The organism is Pseudomaricurvus sp. ABR4_320, assembly GCF_056159445.1.
In genome coordinates, this window is the sequence record NZ_JBSWVF010000011.1 from 107735 (window position 1) to 124871 (window position 17137).

A 17137-nucleotide genomic window follows, 5' to 3' on the forward strand; every position below is an offset into this window, starting at 1 on the left:
ACCGAGTCTTATCTTGATAGGCGATTGTGTCGATGGCCCGTTTATCCCGGCTTTATTTACCCGGTTGCGCCCAGCATATTATCCAACGAGGAAACAATCGGGAGGCCTGCTTTTACGATACAGCAGATTATCAAGCCTATTTAGCCTTTCTCAAGGATGCTACAGCTAAGTATCAGGTCGCGATTCATGCGTTTGTTCTGATGACGAATCACGTGCACCTCTTGGTGACGCCGGATGCTGAACAGGGGGTTAGTCGCCTGATGCAAGCGCAAGGGCGGAAATATGTGCAGTACTTTAATCATACCTATGGACGTACCGGCACCTTATGGGAAGGGCGATACAAGTCTACCTTGGTGGATGCTGAGACCTACTTGCTGACGGTGTACCGCTATATCGAATTAAATCCGGTGCGGGCTGGCATGGTTGCTCATGCCTCCGAATACCCGTGGTCCAGCTATCGCTATAACGCCTTAGGCAAGGCTATCGAACTGGTTACACCACACTCGCAGTACATTGAGTTGGGCAGGACAGCGGAAGAGCGGCATCGAGGGTACAGGGCATTATTTCGGGGAAGAATGCCGGATCGTGATCTGACTGCTATCCGGGAAGCGACTAATAAGTCCTGGGCTTTGGGTAGTGATCGATTCAAAGCCCAAATTGAAGCCAAAACAGGCAGAAGGGCAAAACCACAGGGACGGGGTGGTGACAGGAAGTCTGCGAGGTATCGCAAGGCTAATAATCAATGACTCTGACCCCATTGGTTGAAACTGCCCTTGTTCCAATCGCTTACACCAGAGACAATACCCGGACGGCTCAAAGTACAGGATCTTCATCTGCGTTTTGCGACGATTGATAAAGACAAAATATTGTCCACTTAACGGATTGTGCCCCAGCTGGTTTTTCACCAGAGCACTCAGTCCGTTAAACGACCGACGCATATCCGTCGGTTCGGTACACAACCAGATACTGGATTGTGTGGCCGGGGAAAACATCAGTTCTGCGCCAGTCGCAATTCCACACCATTGCCAAGACTCAGGGTAATGGTCCAGCCCGTGGCGTCGCTCTGAAGTGCCCCGAGACGAATGAATTGAGCGGGAGCTTCGGATGGCTCAAGCAATACCTCTCTGGTCAGACGCTTACGCCATGAGCAAAAGCTGGCGTATCCCAGACTCTGATCCTTACAGAATTGTGCGGCTGACTGATTACTGGATTGCCACTGCTGAATAATCGTTTGCCATTGTTCCATGGTGCGACGTTGAATTGCCATACTGCCTCCTCGATAACTGAGGGTGTAGACTATCGCGCGAAGACTGATCGGTCATGACTCCGTAGAATGAGCGGTTACTTTAATGATGGGATTGTTAGTATGAATCATGAGAGTTACCTTTTGTTTTGAGTTAAAGATTCGACACCTTTATCAAAACGGGTAACTCTCTCTTTTTCAAGATGATGTGTCAGATCTGGTCTGAACTTCTACAGTTTAAGCAACTTGTTAGGGCTTGAAGTTTTTCATTAAACTATGTTCGTGCGAGTAAACCAACTTAAACCCGCCCTGAATATAGTTCTCAAATATATTGTGATGAACAAGATCAGAAATGATTTCTAATACGTACTCTTTTGTGTAAGTACCATTTTCACAAGCTAGCTCACAAAGCTCATCAGAGCGCCTTGGAGAATCTTCTTTCAAATAGCTAATTAGTAGCTTTGCCAATTTAAATCTTTTTACTTTTAACTCTTGCTCTTCTATAAATAGATCAGGAGATTTAGATGCATCTTTAACTTTCTGTATTTCTAACTCCAGCTCTTCTCTTTTCTTCGTAACCGAGTTTTCTGCATCTCTTTTAACTAATATGCATACATAAACCATCAACAAAAGAAGCATGATAATTGTTAATAATGACCAAGACGGAATCGTGACACTTGAAGCAAAGAATTTTTCTATGCCGGTGTAATTATTTTCAGATGTCGCAAACCCTTGAATGATACTGCCTACAATACTTCCCGTTGCACCCAGCGCGATAATCCCGATTACTGAATTTTTCAATTTACTACTGACTCCGATTTAGTTTAAGCCCTAACGCCGGCGTCAACTGCGTAGCAAGCTGGCGGGCTTTTTGGAACAAAAAGCGTGACAGTTTGCGGAGTCAGATTGCACGCCCTTGTTATGTTTCGTTAACGCCGCGTGTGCCTTTTTACAGCTACAATCGTTTGCCATATCAAACTAGCGAAAATGACATAAAACACAAGACTAGTAAACTCCATACCTTCTCGAAGTAGCTTTTTGAAAGGTATTATATTTGCTGCTATTCCATTGAATACATTTGATACTGAACTTATTGCTTCGTTGGCAGACGGTACTAAGCTATATAGCAGATTGCTCTCATGACCAAGAATTAACAAATAATAAATGACTGAGAAAATCACTATCCATAAAGTAGGCAATAAATAGCTCTGGCCAAAGTTAGAGGTCTTTTCATTTAACCAGAAAATCAACTTCTCTTGATTGAAAGGCTTATCAGATAGTCCTTGTTTATATTTAGCCATTTCAAGAACAAAAAACTTGTTTGCTTCGATATGATTTCCAATTTTATCGAAAGAATCTTTTATTATTCTCAGAGTCTCCCTATTTGTGTTGTTTGATAACACATCTATATTCAGAAAGTTGGGAGCTTCTTTTAAATTTGTGTTTTCTAGGTCAATCCCCTGAACGAATGTGGAATTCCTAAAGTTTGTAAAACTTAAAAATGTAGCATATCTAAATATTGATAATTGGTTTAATTCATTATCGCCTTGTAGGGCAGCAAATTTGCATTTCTCGAAGCCTACGAAATCACTGAATATGCTCTTAAAACAATAAAAACGACCATACTCTGTAGAATAAGAGTCGAATAGTCCGTTGAAATTGGTGTTGATTAATTCAATTTCATCAATCAAACCTTCTTTTAGTTCAAGCTTGGCTTTAAATTCAGAGTTTTCAATCAATATATATTCAGCGTTTAGCTTATTCAGTACAAACTTTTCATCTATCTTACAATTTTCAATCTGTAACTTATGGATTTTTATTAGGTCGTCATCTGTATTATTAAATACAGGTTTTTTAAGACTGACACTTCCAAACGATAGGCATTTATCAAATGAGCAATTGTTAAATAATGGTATATCTAGCGTTGCACTATGATCATCATCCAGGTATGAGTTGACATCTTCTCTAAACTTACAGTTTTGATATAAGACATTATTTACATTTCCAAGCAGCTTGGACTTGGTGATACTCCACCTTTGAAAGAACTCACAATCTTGAAAAAATGCTTCGACTTTAGGAATCTCGACTGAGTGCGCGGTGAACTTGCAGTAGTTAAAATGTGCACCTTTAATTTTTCTTAAAAGTTTAAGGTAATCAAAGCTATCCCTGCTATCTCTACATGGAAAGAAAATAAAGGTAAATACTGTTATTTCATTATTGCAGAAATTGACAACCTCATCACTGCCAACACCTTCCTTCAGGTAGGTTTTAAATGACTCTGCATTTACTATTTCTGGGTTGTCAGGATGTTGCCATTCAAAAGCTGATTCAGTTATATACTCAATTAAAGCATCATAAAACTTTCTCAAAATGCCGTTATTTTGGAAATCGTGAGAGTAGTCATTTTTCTTGCAATGAAGGACACACTCAGTTGTGCTTTCAAAAACCTCTCGTGCGCAGTCATCGATACTACAGATTTGGCTCAATGTGATCACTCCGTGATGATAGAAACATAACGCCCGCAACACCGGACAATTTGGAGCGCAGCGGAAAATTGTTCCGCGTGATTGCGTTTGTTATGCCTACTGTTCTTCATGCCACCAGTCCGGTTCAATATCGCCAAAATCAACATCACTAGGGTAAGATAAAAGCTCGAACTCTACCAATTCGACTTGCTCGTCACTCTCTTCGAAATCACCTTCAAATGTAAGCAGGACTTCAGCTTCAAACTCAATGTCTGTGCTTGCTGATGAGCTACCTATAGATACATAATCTCTGTCGATAGAGTCATGTACAGATAGAGAAAAAGACGAGGATGCTGTAGCCAAAATAACGATTTTTGCTTCAACAATTAGAGTATTATTCTGCCCTTGTACAGGCTGTAATATGGCGCTGCCGCCTTCTTCGCAAACAAATTCGAAACTATCTAACACAACTTCAACATAATCAGGTTCGTAGTAAAATTGTGATGTTGCTTCGGGGTATAGCTCGATTTCGGAAACTTGTTCGGATAAGTAGTCGCCAATTAATTGATATAATTCTTCAGGCTGCTCTTGAGATAAAAGCGTTGCAAGATTGGAGCAATACTCCATGGCTGATGAAGGCGGCTGAAACTTAGAAATTGCTTCAGCTAGATCTTCAATTACATCGATATATTCAGATTCCTCTGCAAACCTTTTCCAGTCCCCATCTTTAGCAACAGCAAGAATCTTTGTGTTGTTCTCTTTAGCCCAAGACTCTAGAGACATCAACGCTATTGCATCTGGAAACTCGTTTTTCTTTTTTCCCGACTCTTCAAAGGGTGGTTGTGCGTTAAAATACTTTTTAATAATCTCATCTAGTTCAACTCGACCAGTTGCAGGAATTATTTCTGCCCCCGTATTCCTAACGAATGCCTCTATTCTATTCTTCGCAACTTCAGAATCATCTATTTCAGGCACTAGAGCTAAAGAAGCGACTTCAGCATCATCGTCAGAAACTGACAAACTTGACTTGCTTTCACGTATCGCTTTAATAGCAGAAGCTCTAGCATCCTTTGCTTTCTTTTTCAGATGCGCATGAACTTCCCTGACAATGATCTCTGACAAGACTAGGTGTGAAGGCTTACCATTGAACTGTTCCAATGTTTTCAGAATACCAGACTCAAGCTTGAGTCCCTTCTCGTCAAATATCGATGTATCTATTGATATTGCGCCATAATCCATTTTAACTTCTTCTCAAATTAGTCACGCACCTTCAAGAGGCATAACGCCGTGGTAAGGGGCAACCGAAACGTAGTGTAGGTTGTCCCGCGTAGGCCGCGCTTTTTGCGGCCGGAGTGAACTTGACCACATTGTTAGTCATTTTTTACTACCTCCACGCTTCCTAGCATGCCAAGCTCTTCTTTATATGAATCTTGTGGGTACATTCCTTCAGTCATAATCAACTTAAACGCATCATCATCAGGGATTGCTTTACACTTATCCCAACCTTCCGTATCACCCACTGTGAAAAACTCTGTGTGGATATTCTCGCCCTGAGCAGCTGTAACCTTCTTCGAATGCCAATCATAAAAACCTTTTGTATCAATTCTAAGCAACTTGTTCTTAATGTCAGCTGCAACTTCAAAGGTTATCGACAGTTTTTCAAGTTGAAAGCGCCGCTCCTTTATCGAGACATACCTCCTCATCCCGTCTGGAACCTCTACCGATACAGTGTAATTCCCCACCGGCATGTCGCATCGAGGGTATTCTTTGCAAAGCGCCTTTATACACAACTCAAAAACACTTCTTTTCCTGTAGGTCATATCCTGATAGTTGACCTTCGACAAATGGTTTACAGGCTTGACTGTATCATATGACCCTTTTTTAAATATGTACTTATACTTCTTGCTATATAAATACCAGCCGGCTTGAATCGAGAAACCCTTGTCATTATCCCCAACGAGGGAATGAGTTTTTATCCCATAAGATGCTGCCTTCTTAACAGCATTTTTCGTAAACCTATTGCGGGAAAAAATCACTTTAAAGTTGGCATTTACACTTTCGCTTTTTTTGGCAAAGGCATCGATATACTTGTATATCCACCTTTCTTTTTAAATCCTTGCATTCTACTAGTCCGAGCATCTCCATACGATTAATCTGAGCTTTTACAACCACATCGAACTCTCTAGAAATCCCATCAGAGTCTTTTAATATATGATTTGTAATAACCTCAGAGCTATCGCCGAACATGCGGTGTAGTTCAGCTATCTCTTTCTCATATTCCTTGCCAGGTTTCTTCGACATGAGTTCTATCTGATATGACTAACATTGGTATATGAGGCATGCGCGGTTTCCATTAGCGCGTTAAAACCAAGCAATTGTTTTTCATAGGAATTACATTAAGGTGTAAACGCGCATGCGTGTTTTCTTCAATAAACATGCATGCCTTATATCAATCTCTATGGTTCGCTAACCCTATGATACCTGTCATCTTTCTTTGTAATTGAAAAATACCTTTCTATAAAAAAAGCCAGCTCCTTTCGGAGCCAGCTTTTTTCAAATTTACTCTCTAAAACCAACCGGATTCCTTTCTGGTGGTGAGTAATCATTTTTAGCAATCAATCCCAGCTCAACGCGCCGCCAGTCTGATATTCAATAACCCTTGTCTCAAAGAAGTTCTTCTCTTTACGCAGGTCCATAATTTCGCTCATCCATGGGAATGGGTTTTCTGCACCTTTAAATTGCTCAGGCAGACCTAACTGAACCAGGCGGCGGTTGGCAATAAATTGCAGGTATTCTTCCATCATGGCGGCGTTCATGCCGAGTACACCGCGGGGCATGGAATCGCGGGCGTATTCGATTTCCAGTTGGGTGCCTTCCAGAATCATCTGGGTAACTTCGTCTTTAAACTCAGCGGTCCACAGATGTGGGTTTTCGAGTTTGATCTGGTTGATGACGTCGATGCCGAAGTTCAGGTGCATGGATTCGTCACGCAGGATGTACTGGAACTGTTCGGCAACACCGGTCATTTTGTTGCGGCGACCCATGGAGAGAATCTGGGTAAAGCCACAGTAGAAGAAGATGCCTTCGGTCACGGCGTAAAAGCCGATTAGGTTGCGCAACAGTTCTTGATCCGCCTCGGGCGTGCCGGTCTGGAAGACGGGGTTAGAGATACCCTGGGTGTGGGCAATACTCCACGCAGCCTTTTTGGCGACAGAGGGGATTTCCCGGTACATGTTGAAGACTTCGCCTTCGTCCATGCCGAGGGATTCGACACAGTACTGGTAGGCGTGGGTGTGAATGGCTTCTTCAAACGCCTGGCGCAGCAGGTACTGGCGAGCTTCTGGGTTGGTGATGTGGCGGTAGATGGCCAGAATCAGGTTGTTCGCCACCAGGCTGTCGGCGGTAGAGAAGTAACCTAAAGAGCGCATGATGATGCGACGCTCGTCATCGGTCAGGCCATCGCGGCTTTTCCAGGTGGCGATGTCGGCGGTCATGTTCACTTCTTGGGGCATCCAGTGGTTGGCACAGCCATCCAGGTATTTCTGCCAGGCCCACTCGTACTTGAACGGCACTAACTGGTTGAGGTCGGCGCGGCAGTTGATCATGCGCTTTTCGTCGACTTCGATGCGGCGCGCGCCCATGTCCAGTTCTTCAAAACCGGGGGTTGGGTCCATTTCGGCAACCGCTTGTAAGGCGCGCTCAACGGGTGTGCCAGTATCGGCAGTAGGGCGCTTGGGTGCGGTAATTTCGACCTGCACTTTGGCGGTTGGGGCCTCGGCTTTTACGGCTGGCGTTTCTGCTTTGGGGGCAGGGGAGACTTCTGCCGTGATAACAACCTCAGGGGTTTCTACCGCGGGTGTTTCGACGCTAGAGGCTTCTTCTGTGCGGTATTCTGCGGCGGGTTCGGCAACGCCGGTGTCGACGTCGTCATCGTTGTTGTCGACCGGTGCTTTGTTAAACACTGGGGGGTTGGTCGAACGCTGCTTGGCAAGGGGAAGGTCGTGGTGGTAGTCGTCCCAGCTCAGCATAATGTGTTCCTCTCTATCGATTCAGTGTGTCGGCCGCGCCTCGTGAGCGCGGCTTCTTTGTATTGTCTTTCGTGTTGCGCTTACTGGCAGGCTTCGCAGTCTGGGTCATCCAGAGAGCAGGCCAGTGGCACAGGCGCCGCTTGTACGGGTTCCATTTTTTCAGCGACGGCTTCAGCAGCGCTTTTGGCCGGTTTGGCTTTGGCCGCGCTTGTATCTTCTTTGGCCGGTGCTGACTGCATGCTGCCGTTGCCATTACCGTTGGCAGACACCGCGTTCAGGTTGCCGGTGGAAATCGTGGATTTCTCGGTGCTGGTCGCAGCCAGTGCGCGCAGGTAGTAGGTGGTTTTCAAACCCTGCTGCCAGGCCAAACGGTAGGTTTCGTCCAGCTTTTTACCGTTAGCGCCGGCGATGTAGAGGTTCAAGCTTTGAGCCTGATCGATCCACTTCTGGCGACGGCTGGCCGCGGCGATGATCCACTTGGCGTCTACTTCAAAGGCGGTGGCGAACTTGCGCTTGATGTCGGTCGGAATGCGATCGATGTTCTGCACAGAGCCTTCGTAGTATTTCAGGTCGTTAACCATGACCGAATCCCACAGGCCGCGATCTTTCAGCTCGTGCACCAGGTAGGGGTTCACCACGGTGAATTCGCCGGACAGGTTGGATTTCACATACAGGTTCTGATACGTCGGCTCGATGGACTGAGACACCCCGGTAATGTTGGCGATGGTTGCCGTTGGTGCAATCGCCATCACGTTGGAGTTACGCATGCCTTGCTCTTGGACTTTGCCGCGCAGGCTGGCCCAATCGAAGGCCTGGCTGCGATCCACTTCGGTGTACTCGACGCCGCGGTTTTCGGCCAGCAGATCGATAGAATCAATCGGCAGAATGCCCTGGCTCCACAGTGAGCCTTCGAAGGTGGAGTAGGCGCCGCGCTCTACCGCTAAATCGCTGGACGAGTTGATGGCAAAGTAGCTGATCGCTTCCATGGAGCGGTCGGCAAATTCCACGGCCTCTTCCGAACCGTAGGCAAAGCCCATTTTGTAGAGCGCATCCTGGAAGCCCATAATGCCAAGACCGACAGGACGATGGCGCATGTTAGAGGCGCGCGCGGTTTCTACCGAGTAGTAGTTGATGTCGATCACGTTATCGAGCATGCGAACCGCAGTGCGTACTGTGCGCTCCAGTTTGCCGGCGTTCAACATGCCGTCTTCGTTGACGTGTTGTGCCAGGTTGATGGAACCCAGGTTACACACGGCAATTTCTTCACCCGCTTTGGTGTTCAGCGTAATCTCGGTACACAGGTTCGATGAGTGAACCACGCCAGCGTGCTGCTGAGGACTGCGCAGGTTACAGGCATCCTTAAAGGTGATCCAAGGGTGGCCAGTTTCGAACAGCATGCCCAGCATCTTGCGCCACAGGTCGATGGCTTTCAGAGTTTTGTAGAGCTTGATTTCACCAACAGCGGCTTTGCGCTCGTATTCTTCGTAACGCTCTTGGAAGGCCAGGCCGTAAAGGTCGTGCAGATCCGGTGCGTCGGCCGGTGAGAAGAGCGTCCAGTTACCGTTTTCGAAGACGCGCTTCATAAACAGGTCGGGCACCCAGTTGGCGGTGTTCATATCGTGGGTACGACGACGGTCGTCACCGGTGTTCTTACGCAGCTCGAGGAATTCTTCGATGTCTAAGTGCCAGGTTTCCAGGTAGGCACAGACAGCGCCCTTACGCTTGCCACCTTGGTTAACGGCGACGGCGGTGTCGTTGGCCACTTTCAGGAAGGGGACAACACCTTGTGATTTGCCGTTGGTGCCTTTGATGTAAGAACCCAGAGAGCGTACGGGTGTCCAGTCGTTACCCAGACCGCCAGCCCATTTGGACAGCATGGCGTTGTCTTGAATCGCACCGTAGATGCCGTGCAGGTGATCGGGCACGGTGGTCAGGTAGCAGGAAGACAGTTGCGGGCGCAGAGTACCGGCGTTGAACAGGGTAGGCGTGGAGCACATGTAGTCGAAAGAGCTCAGCAATTTGTAGAACTCGATGGCGCGCTCTTCGCGGTTCTCTTCTTCGTAGGCGAGGCCCATGGCGACACGCATAAAGAAGATCTGCGGCAGTTCAAAACGAGTGCCTTCCTGGGAGTGGATAAAGTAGCGGTCGTACAGAGTCTGCAGGCCCAGGTAGGTAAACTTGAGGTCACCTTCGGCGTCCAGGGCATCGGCCAGAACATTCAGGTCGTAGTCCAGCAGGTTGGGCGACAGCAGTTCCAGCTCAACCCCTTTTTGGATGTATGCAGGCAGCGCTTGTGGGTAGTAGAGCGCCATGTCGCTCTGGGTGGCAGTCATCGCCAGGCCCATAAAGTTGAGGGCTTCGGTACGCAGTTTGTCGAGCAGCAGGCGCGCGGTGGCGAAGGAGTAGTTCGGCTCTTTTTCGACCAGCGTGCGAGCGGTGATCACCAGCGAGGTGTTGATGTCCTCGTGGGAAACGCCGTTGTAGAGGTTGCGCATGGCTTCGTCGAGGATCTTGTTCACTTCGACGTTTTTCAGGCCGGCACAGGCTTCTTCCACCAGGGTGCGCAGGCGTACCAGATCCAACGGCTGCAGGCTGCCGTCTGGCATAACGACTTCGAGAGAGCTGGAATCGGCATCGATACCTTGCTGTTCTTGCAAGTTGGTACGAATGCGGGCGCGCTCCTCACGGTAGATCACATAGTCGCGGGCGATCTTGTGTTCGCCGGAGCGCATCAGCGTGAGTTCCACCTGATCTTGAATGTCTTCAATGTGAACGGTGCCGCCGGACGGCATGCGGCGCTTGAAGGTTTTGGTGATTTGGTTCGCCAGGGAGGCAACCACATCGTGAACGCGACGAGACGCTGCCGCCTGACCGCCTTCTACCGCCAGGAACGCTTTGGTCATGGCGACGGTAATCTTGCTCTCGTCAAACGGGACGACAGTACCGTTGCGCTTGATCACGCGCAGTTGGCCCGGAGCAACGGCAGACAGATTGCCTTCATCGGCAGGACTGTTTGGCGCTGGTCTGGTAGTAGGGGCAGGTTTCAGATCAGAGTCGGTTTGCATTGAGTACTCCACTCGCTGGCAGTGTTCAGGGTGTCATTGGCCTGACACACAAGATCTTGTGTGCAAAAACGGTGTGTCCGGCTGGGTAATATCGTTTGAGGCCTTGTCAGGGCTGGTGTGTGGCGGGTTATCCCCGCTTTTCCAGATCCCAGATGGTGTCTCTGAGTAAAGAGCGAAACCCAATATATGGGTCTTTGTGTGATGCTTAACTACAAGATAATGCGGTATCTGGGGGTTTTCAAGGAAGCAAACCTTTTGATTATTTGTGGATAAAATGTGAGTATTCTGTGGTGTTAGTGGGCGCTAACGTAACTGTCCTAGTGGCGCGTGGGTTTGCCTTGGGATAACTTTTTTGGGTGCGGTTTATAATTTTTTTTTCTAAATTTCGACAAAATTATGACCATTTATATGGTGGTGCCCAAATGGCACAAACACTATATGTGGTGGTCGCGAAAATTGTCCAGTGATTTTTGCGCCAAATGGGATTTGGCTGGGTGACGATTATCCACAACGGCTAAAACGCGCTTATTCCGTGTCGATTTTGGCTCTCGTTATTTCCTGTTTTTTGTATTCGCATGTTTTAAAGAGTGAAAATTCAACAGCGCTAGGTCTGAGACTGGCACGACAGATATCCCCTTCCTGAACCTCCCTATGTGTTAAGAAAAGGAACTCGCCCCGCCCGGCGATAGAGGGCAAATCTTAAAAAAACAAAAGAATCTATTCCAATGGCCAGGTTATCGGCGATATTAAATCTACCAAGTCTAGATTCCGCCAAATCAGTAACAGCTTGGTGAGTCATATCTAAACGAGAAGATATGCTTTTACTCGATACAGCAGCACTAAGCCTGAGTTTGGCACGACAAATACCCCCTTCCAAAGCCGAAGGCTTTGGATACGCTTCTTTTGGGTCCTTTTCTTGGCGTAAAGAAAAGGAACTCGCCCTGCCCGGCGATAGAGGGCAAACCTTAAAAAAACGAAAGAATCTATTCGAGTGGTCAAGTTATTAGCTGTATTAAGCTACCTATCGTAAATCGGTAACAGCTTGGTGAGCCGCCTCTAAAAGTAATACACTTACTCTGTAAAACAGACTCCCTCGACAAGCGTTAAAAAAGGTCCACCATGGGCGACGTCATCAAATTCAAACGACCCACTCCCACTGAAAAACACAAGGGCAAAACCCTGTGCCGCAGTGGCTTTCACAAGTGGAAGGTGATCACTGAGCAGAAGTTCGATGTGAAGGAGGGTAAGTTGGTCACGGTCTACGAATGTACCCGCTGTGGGCAGCGCAAAAACACCGCCCATTAACGTCTATCGCTTTCCCTAGTCTTGATTGGCTGCGCTGATTTGATAACCAGCGGACGGCAGTGGCCTGCCATCCAGAAGTGCGCGGTTGGCGTTCATTTTCAATCGCCCCCGGGCAAACCAGTCGACGGCCATGGGATAGATAATGTGCTCTTGTTGCAGTACGCGCCCGGCGAGAGCATCCGCGTCATCACCCTCCAACACGGGCACCCGCGCCTGAATCACATGGGGGCCGCAATCCAGTTCTGATGTGACGAAGTGCACGGTTACGCCATGCTCATTATCGCCGGCATCTAAGGCCCGTTGATGGGTGTGCAGGCCCGGATATTTGGGCAGCAAAGAGGGGTGAATATTGAGCATACGACCGGCGTAGCGATCGGTGAATGCTGCGGTGAGAATCCGCATAAAGCCGGCTAACACCACCAAGTTTGGCTGGTATTGGTCAATCTTCTTGGCCAGAGCCTGGTCAAAATCTTCACGACTGGCAAAATCCCGATGGTTGATGGTCAGCGCGGGAATTCCCGCCTGCCGGGCGCGCTCGAGTCCGAATACGCCGTCTTTATTACTGATCACCGCAGCGATTTTGGCGTTGCCAATACGCCCATCCTGACAGCCATCGATCAATGCCTGCAGATTGGTGCCGCCACCGGAGATCAATACGACCAGATTGATCACGCGGTCAGTCCCACCAGTTCCACCATCTCTTCGCCTTCACTTGCACTGGCAATATGCCCAGCGACGAAGACGGATTCTCCGGCGTCACTCAGTAGTTTGATGGCGTTGTCTTTCTCGGCAGCGGGAACGACCACCGCCATGCCCATGCCGCAGTTAAAGGTACGGTACATTTCCCGCGCTTCAACATTGCCAGCCTGCTGTAACCACTGGAAGACCGGGGGCATTTCCCAGCTGTTGATGTCGATAACGGCTTTGCTGCCCTCAGGCAGTACCCGGGGAATGTTTTCCAGCAGTCCGCCACCCGTGATGTGCGCCATGGCATTGACCTGGCTGGCTTTGATCAGCTCGAGCAGTGGTTTGACGTATATTCGGGTGGGTTCCAGCAGGGCGTTACCAAGGGTGGTGTCGCCAAGGGGCTGTTGCAGATCGGCGCCGGAAACTTCGATGATTTTTCGAATCAAAGAGTAACCATTGGAGTGAGCGCCGCTGGATTTAAGGCCTAGAATGACATCGCCCGTCTGCACCTTGCTGCCGTCGATCAGTTCGGATTTTTCCGCGATACCGACACAAAAACCGGCGAGGTCGTATTCTTCGCCCTGGTACATGCCGGGCATTTCAGCGGTTTCGCCGCCGACCAAGGCGCAGCCAGAGAGCTCGCAGCCGGCACCAATGCCCGTGACCACATCGGCGGCGGTGTCGACACTGAGTTTGCCGGTGGCGTAATAGTCGAGGAAGAACAGTGGTTCTGCACCGGCAACAACAAGATCGTTCACGCACATGGCGACCAGATCGATACCGATGGTGTCGTGCTTGTTGAGTTCCAACGCCAGTCGCAATTTGGTGCCGACGCCGTCGGTGCCAGAAATCAGTACGGGTTCTTTGTAGCCGGTGGGCAGTTCGAAGAGGGCGCCGAAGCCGCCGAGTCCGGCCATCACACCGGGACGGCGGGTTTTGCTGGCGACGCTTTTGATGCGTTCCACCAGGGCGTTACCGGCATCAATATCGACTCCGGCGTCTTTATAGCTGAGGGATGGGGGATTTGCGTTATCACTCATAGTGGCCAGGAACCCGTGGATTTGAAAAGGCGGCTATTCTAGCAGTAACCGCCGCAGAATCGTAATAGCCCTCGCTGACTCTGGTCGTCCAGATTGGAGAGTTGGCCGCGGCGCTGGTGGAGTGTTGGGCAGACGGGCATAATAGCGCCCTCATTCACTACCTCTTTTTATAAAGACTGTTGGAGAGTCGACGTTGATACGCCTTTTGTTGCCGGTGCTGCTGGTGTTACTGGCATGGCCTCCTTTCCTGCGCGCCGAAGTGATTCGCGATCTGTATGTGCAAAGCGAACTCTTGCCGGACCAGAGTGTGCGTCAGCGGCAGGCTGCCTATACCCGTGCCCTGGAGCATGTGATGGTGCGGGTCTCCGGTGATGCCCGTGTGGTGCGGCGCCTGCGGGACAAAAACGCCTTCCCCAACGCCGAGCGTCTGGTGGATGCCTGGCGCTATGAATCGACGGATGAAACCATCGAGGTCAAAGGTAAAGAGCAGACGGCGATTCGACTGGTGCTGAGCTTTTCCCGCAGCGGTGTGGAAAAGGTTCTGCGAGAGCAGCGCCAGTATCTGTGGTCTTCCAATCGCCCGGCGGTGCTCTATTGGTTGGTGCGGGATTCTCTGCGTGACGGTCGTGAGATGGTTTCCCTGCAAGCGGGGGATGAAACGCCCGAACGCCAGGACGATCCACGGTTTGATCCGCGACGAGACGATCAAGACGAGATTTCCAGCGCCGAACGGGCGCAGCATAATCGAGAGGCGGTGACAGAAACCGCCGACAATCGCGGGCTGCCGGTGATTCTGCCGTTGCTGGATCTGGAAGATCAGGTCAGCATCAGCGCCAATCAGCTCTGGCGGTTGGATGAGTCCACGATCATTGATGCCTCTTCTCGCTATCAGCCGGATGCCATTTTGGTGGGGCGTTACAGCCAAATGTCCAGCGGTAGCTGGCTGGGAACCTGGACCTTGTTGCACCGCGGTCAGCGAGAAGTTTTGGATGTCGAGGCCTCCAGCGAAGACGAATTGTTGGCTCAAGGGACGTCTGCGGTAGCCGATGTGCTGGCGCGGATGTACGCGATTGTGCCAGGCATGTCTGAAGAAAATGCATTTCTCGTCTTGAAAGACGTGGGTGGTTTTGCCGAATATATCGCTGTGCAAGAGTATCTGGATAACGTCGAGGTGATTCGCAACATTCACGTACAAGCGGTTGCCAATAACCAGCTGTGGGTCGAATTGGAGTTGGAAGGTGGTATCGACAGTTTGCGTGACGCCATCGATCTGGATCGTCGCCTGTTGCCCATTGCGGAGCAACAACGCCCAGAGCCCTTGCCGCGGCTGGAAAATCCTCGGCATTCTGAGGCGCCAGCCCCCATGTCTTTTACCGATGAGGTGATGTCCGGCAAGCTTGATGTAATGGCACCAGCTCCTTCGGGGGTGGTAACGGGCAGCGTAGTTGATGGTCAAAGGGTTGCGACTCCGACAGCGCGAGAGGCGACAGAGACCCGGGTTCTAAGCGACAATGACGCGAATCAGTTCAGCGAACCAGGCAGTCGCGACAATCCTCTACAGTATCGCTGGACGCAATAACGGTTGAGGTTATTTCTTTTACAATGACAAACGACAAGTCTTCTCAGTCTGCAGATGTTGCCAAGCAGGGCGCGCGTGGCAAAGGTTCTGCATCGCAGGCGCCGCGTCAGCTCTCTCTGCCCATCCGGCTGGATGACGACGCGACCTTCGCCAATTTTTACGCCGAAGCGGGCAGCCCATCCGAGCAGGCATTGAATGCCCTGAAAGACATGGCCGCCGGTGCCGGGGAGTCCGCCATTTATCTGTGGGGCGCGCCCAGCAGCGGTGTTTCCCATCTTTTGCAAGGCGTCTGTCAGGCGGCGGACGCTCAGGGATTATCCGCGCAATATCTGCCGTTGTCGGCGTTTATTACTGAAGAAACCTCGCGCACCAATGAAGCTTTCCTGCTGATGGACGGGCTCGATGAGCTGGATCTCGTTTGTTTGGATGACGTCCAGTTGGTCGCTGGGCGCGGCGAGTGGGAGGCGCAGCTTTTCCATCTCATTAATCGCATGCGCGATCGTGGCAGGGCCATTGTTTTCGGTGGCCGTGTTGGACCCCGTGAGCTTGAAGTCAAACTGGCTGATCTAAAATCCCGACTCAATTGGGGGCTGGTGCTGCGTTTGCAAAGTTTGGATGATTCGCAAATGGTCGCCGCGTTACAGTTGCGCGCCCGGGAGCGGGGGCTGGATATCGGCGACGACGTGGCGCGGTTTATCCTGCATCGAATTCCCCGTGAACCCCAGCGAGTCTTCAGTAGCTTGCAGCAATTGGATCAGGCTTCGATGGAGCAGCAGCGGCGCATTACCATTCCTTTCGTCAAAGAAATTCTCAATCTTTAGATTTTCTGCTGGTGTGGCCCGTGCTGCAGTTGCCGCGAGAACGCCTTCATTCGTGTCCGTCTAATGTGTTGAGTGAACAACAATGTACATGACGAGCGCGCAATGAATGGAGAAACCTTGTATCGGTCGACACCGCATTTTCGACCTTTTCCGAATCCGAGTGATGTTTTCGCCAATCAAGTCGAAAAACATGCCCAACACTTTTTACCGCTAGCCACGGTAGACCTTGCCAGTATAAACCCCGAGTGGCAGGGGCCTGTTCATTTCGTTATGCCCATTGAGCCGTACAGTGGCGTCATCGGCGAAAATCGTGAGCCATACCATAACCACCTGTGCCGAGAAAATTGGGTTGCTTTTCACATCGAAGATGGACGCTACCAATTGGCGTGTGACTTTCAGTTTTTTAAACGAGATGCCATGAAAGCCTATTACGATAAGGTCCATTCTGCCTATCGTATGCGGTTCGAACATTTTCAAACCCACGGTTGCCTCCACCATCTTTGGGCTGAGCCCGATGAATTAGGCCACTATCCTGATAAGGATCGCGTTGATTTGGTGGCTGAATTGGGCGGAGAACCGTTGGATGGCAACTGGTCTAATATGGCGAACTTTCCTATCGCCAAGGCCGGTTACTACAGGGATGACGAAGGCGATGCCTGGGATAAGTGTTACCCGCTGACAGAAGACGGTCGCCATTTTTCTTACATCGGCACCATAACGACAGATCACTATGTCGTACCGTCCTGTGATTATTTGGACTGTGGTGGAGCGGATATGCTGTTGTTTTATGATCCCAAAGACCAGGTTGCCCTAATCACCTTTGATTGGACGTAGGAATCAAAAACGCTTAATGGTTTCAGAAACAGCGTTTAATTTTCCGTCTTGGTACTTACCCATACCCTTT

General features: G+C 49.5%; 14 protein-coding genes and 1 pseudogene. 5 read left to right on the plus strand and 10 right to left on the minus strand.

What is annotated here, in order from left to right; all coding sequences use genetic code 11:
- Nucleotides 1-32: 32 nt before the first annotated feature.
- Nucleotides 33-746: a transposase gene (locus tag ACXAFR_RS19790; RefSeq protein ID WP_475180001.1), complete on the plus strand. Its 714-nt coding sequence runs from the start codon at nucleotides 33-35 to the stop codon at nucleotides 744-746.
- 24 nt (nucleotides 747-770) lie between these two features.
- On the opposite strand, the pseudogene tnpB reads toward ACXAFR_RS19790, so the two are convergent.
- The 8 genes and pseudogenes from tnpB to ACXAFR_RS19830 all read right to left on the minus strand — a co-directional run.
- Nucleotides 771-992, minus strand: a pseudogene (tnpB, locus tag ACXAFR_RS19795) (IS66 family insertion sequence element accessory protein TnpB); the annotation flags it as partial.
- Nucleotides 992-1267 carry an IS66 family insertion sequence element accessory protein TnpA gene (gene tnpA / locus ACXAFR_RS19800; RefSeq protein ID WP_475180004.1) on the minus strand — a complete coding sequence of 92 codons (276 nt, stop codon included), beginning with the start codon at nucleotides 1265-1267 and terminating at the stop codon, nucleotides 992-994. The pseudogene tnpB and the gene tnpA, both read right to left, overlap by 1 nt.
- Before the next feature lie 225 nt (nucleotides 1268-1492).
- Nucleotides 1493-2044 (minus strand): hypothetical protein, encoded by a 552-nt coding sequence (locus ACXAFR_RS19805; protein WP_475180007.1) that lies wholly within the window; start codon nucleotides 2042-2044, stop codon nucleotides 1493-1495.
- A 128-nt stretch (nucleotides 2045-2172) separates the two neighbouring features.
- Nucleotides 2173-3729 carry a hypothetical protein gene (locus ACXAFR_RS19810; protein WP_475180009.1) on the minus strand — a complete coding sequence of 519 codons (1557 nt, stop codon included), beginning with the start codon at nucleotides 3727-3729 and terminating at the stop codon, nucleotides 2173-2175.
- A gap of 96 nt (nucleotides 3730-3825) precedes the next feature.
- Nucleotides 3826-4947, minus strand: coding sequence for a PIN domain-containing protein (locus tag ACXAFR_RS19815; protein ID WP_475180012.1), 1122 nt, complete (start codon nucleotides 4945-4947; stop codon nucleotides 3826-3828).
- A 131-nt stretch (nucleotides 4948-5078) separates the two neighbouring features.
- Entirely contained in the window at nucleotides 5079-5744 is a 666-nt protein-coding gene (locus tag ACXAFR_RS19820) for a hypothetical protein (protein ID WP_475180014.1), read from the minus strand.
- Nucleotides 5745-6323: 579 nt separating this feature from the next.
- Nucleotides 6324-7736: a ribonucleotide-diphosphate reductase subunit beta gene (locus tag ACXAFR_RS19825; protein WP_475180016.1), complete on the minus strand. Its 1413-nt coding sequence runs from the start codon at nucleotides 7734-7736 to the stop codon at nucleotides 6324-6326.
- 80 nt (nucleotides 7737-7816) lie between these two features.
- A complete protein-coding gene (locus ACXAFR_RS19830) occupies nucleotides 7817-10801 on the minus strand; it encodes a ribonucleoside-diphosphate reductase subunit alpha (protein WP_475180018.1) in 2985 nt (994 codons plus the stop codon).
- A gap of 1119 nt (nucleotides 10802-11920) precedes the next feature.
- On the opposite strand from ACXAFR_RS19830, the gene ACXAFR_RS19835 reads away from it, so the two are divergent.
- Nucleotides 11921-12106 (plus strand): hypothetical protein, encoded by a 186-nt coding sequence (locus tag ACXAFR_RS19835; RefSeq protein WP_475180020.1) that lies wholly within the window; start codon nucleotides 11921-11923, stop codon nucleotides 12104-12106.
- 15 nt (nucleotides 12107-12121) lie between these two features.
- Here the strand turns inward: ACXAFR_RS19835 and purN are convergent, their stop codons facing one another.
- Together purN and purM are read right to left on the minus strand one after the other, a co-directional pair.
- Complete coding sequence (purN, locus tag ACXAFR_RS19840) at nucleotides 12122-12778, minus strand: phosphoribosylglycinamide formyltransferase (protein WP_475180022.1); 657 nt, start codon at nucleotides 12776-12778, stop codon at nucleotides 12122-12124.
- Complete coding sequence (gene purM / locus ACXAFR_RS19845) at nucleotides 12775-13833, minus strand: phosphoribosylformylglycinamidine cyclo-ligase (RefSeq protein WP_475180028.1); 1059 nt, start codon at nucleotides 13831-13833, stop codon at nucleotides 12775-12777. Before purM ends, purN begins: the two co-directional genes overlap by 4 nt.
- A 193-nt stretch (nucleotides 13834-14026) precedes the next feature.
- Here purM and ACXAFR_RS19850 point away from each other — a divergent pair, with 193 nt between their 5' ends.
- The 3 genes from ACXAFR_RS19850 (at nucleotide 14027) to ACXAFR_RS19860 (ending at nucleotide 17067) form a co-directional block, all read left to right on the plus strand.
- Nucleotides 14027-15412, plus strand: a complete 1386-nt coding sequence (locus ACXAFR_RS19850; protein WP_475180035.1) for a DUF2066 domain-containing protein — start codon at nucleotides 14027-14029, stop codon at nucleotides 15410-15412.
- A gap of 23 nt (nucleotides 15413-15435) precedes the next feature.
- Nucleotides 15436-16233, plus strand: a complete 798-nt coding sequence (gene hda / locus ACXAFR_RS19855; protein WP_475180037.1) for a DnaA regulatory inactivator Hda — start codon at nucleotides 15436-15438, stop codon at nucleotides 16231-16233.
- 102 nt (nucleotides 16234-16335) lie between these two features.
- Nucleotides 16336-17067, plus strand: coding sequence for a hypothetical protein (locus ACXAFR_RS19860; RefSeq protein ID WP_475180039.1), 732 nt, complete (start codon nucleotides 16336-16338; stop codon nucleotides 17065-17067).
- Nucleotides 17068-17137: the final 70 nt, after the last annotated feature.

Coding starts and splice junctions, on each gene's coding strand:
- ACXAFR_RS19790 (WP_475180001.1), top strand. CDS start 33: ATGGCCCGTTTATCCCGGCTTTATTTACCCGGTTGCGCCCAGCATATT.
- tnpA (WP_475180004.1), bottom strand. CDS start 1,267: ATGGCAATTCAACGTCGCACCATGGAACAATGGCAAACGATTATTCAG.
- ACXAFR_RS19815 (WP_475180012.1), bottom strand. CDS start 4,947: ATGGATTATGGCGCAATATCAATAGATACATCGATATTTGACGAGAAG.
- ACXAFR_RS19825 (WP_475180016.1), bottom strand. CDS start 7,736: ATGCTGAGCTGGGACGACTACCACCACGACCTTCCCCTTGCCAAGCAG.
- ACXAFR_RS19830 (WP_475180018.1), bottom strand. CDS start 10,801: ATGCAAACCGACTCTGATCTGAAACCTGCCCCTACTACCAGACCAGCG.
- ACXAFR_RS19835 (WP_475180020.1), top strand. CDS start 11,921: ATGGGCGACGTCATCAAATTCAAACGACCCACTCCCACTGAAAAACAC.
- purM (WP_475180028.1), bottom strand. CDS start 13,833: ATGAGTGATAACGCAAATCCCCCATCCCTCAGCTATAAAGACGCCGGA.
- hda (WP_475180037.1), top strand. CDS start 15,436: ATGACAAACGACAAGTCTTCTCAGTCTGCAGATGTTGCCAAGCAGGGC.
- ACXAFR_RS19860 (WP_475180039.1), top strand. CDS start 16,336: ATGAATGGAGAAACCTTGTATCGGTCGACACCGCATTTTCGACCTTTT.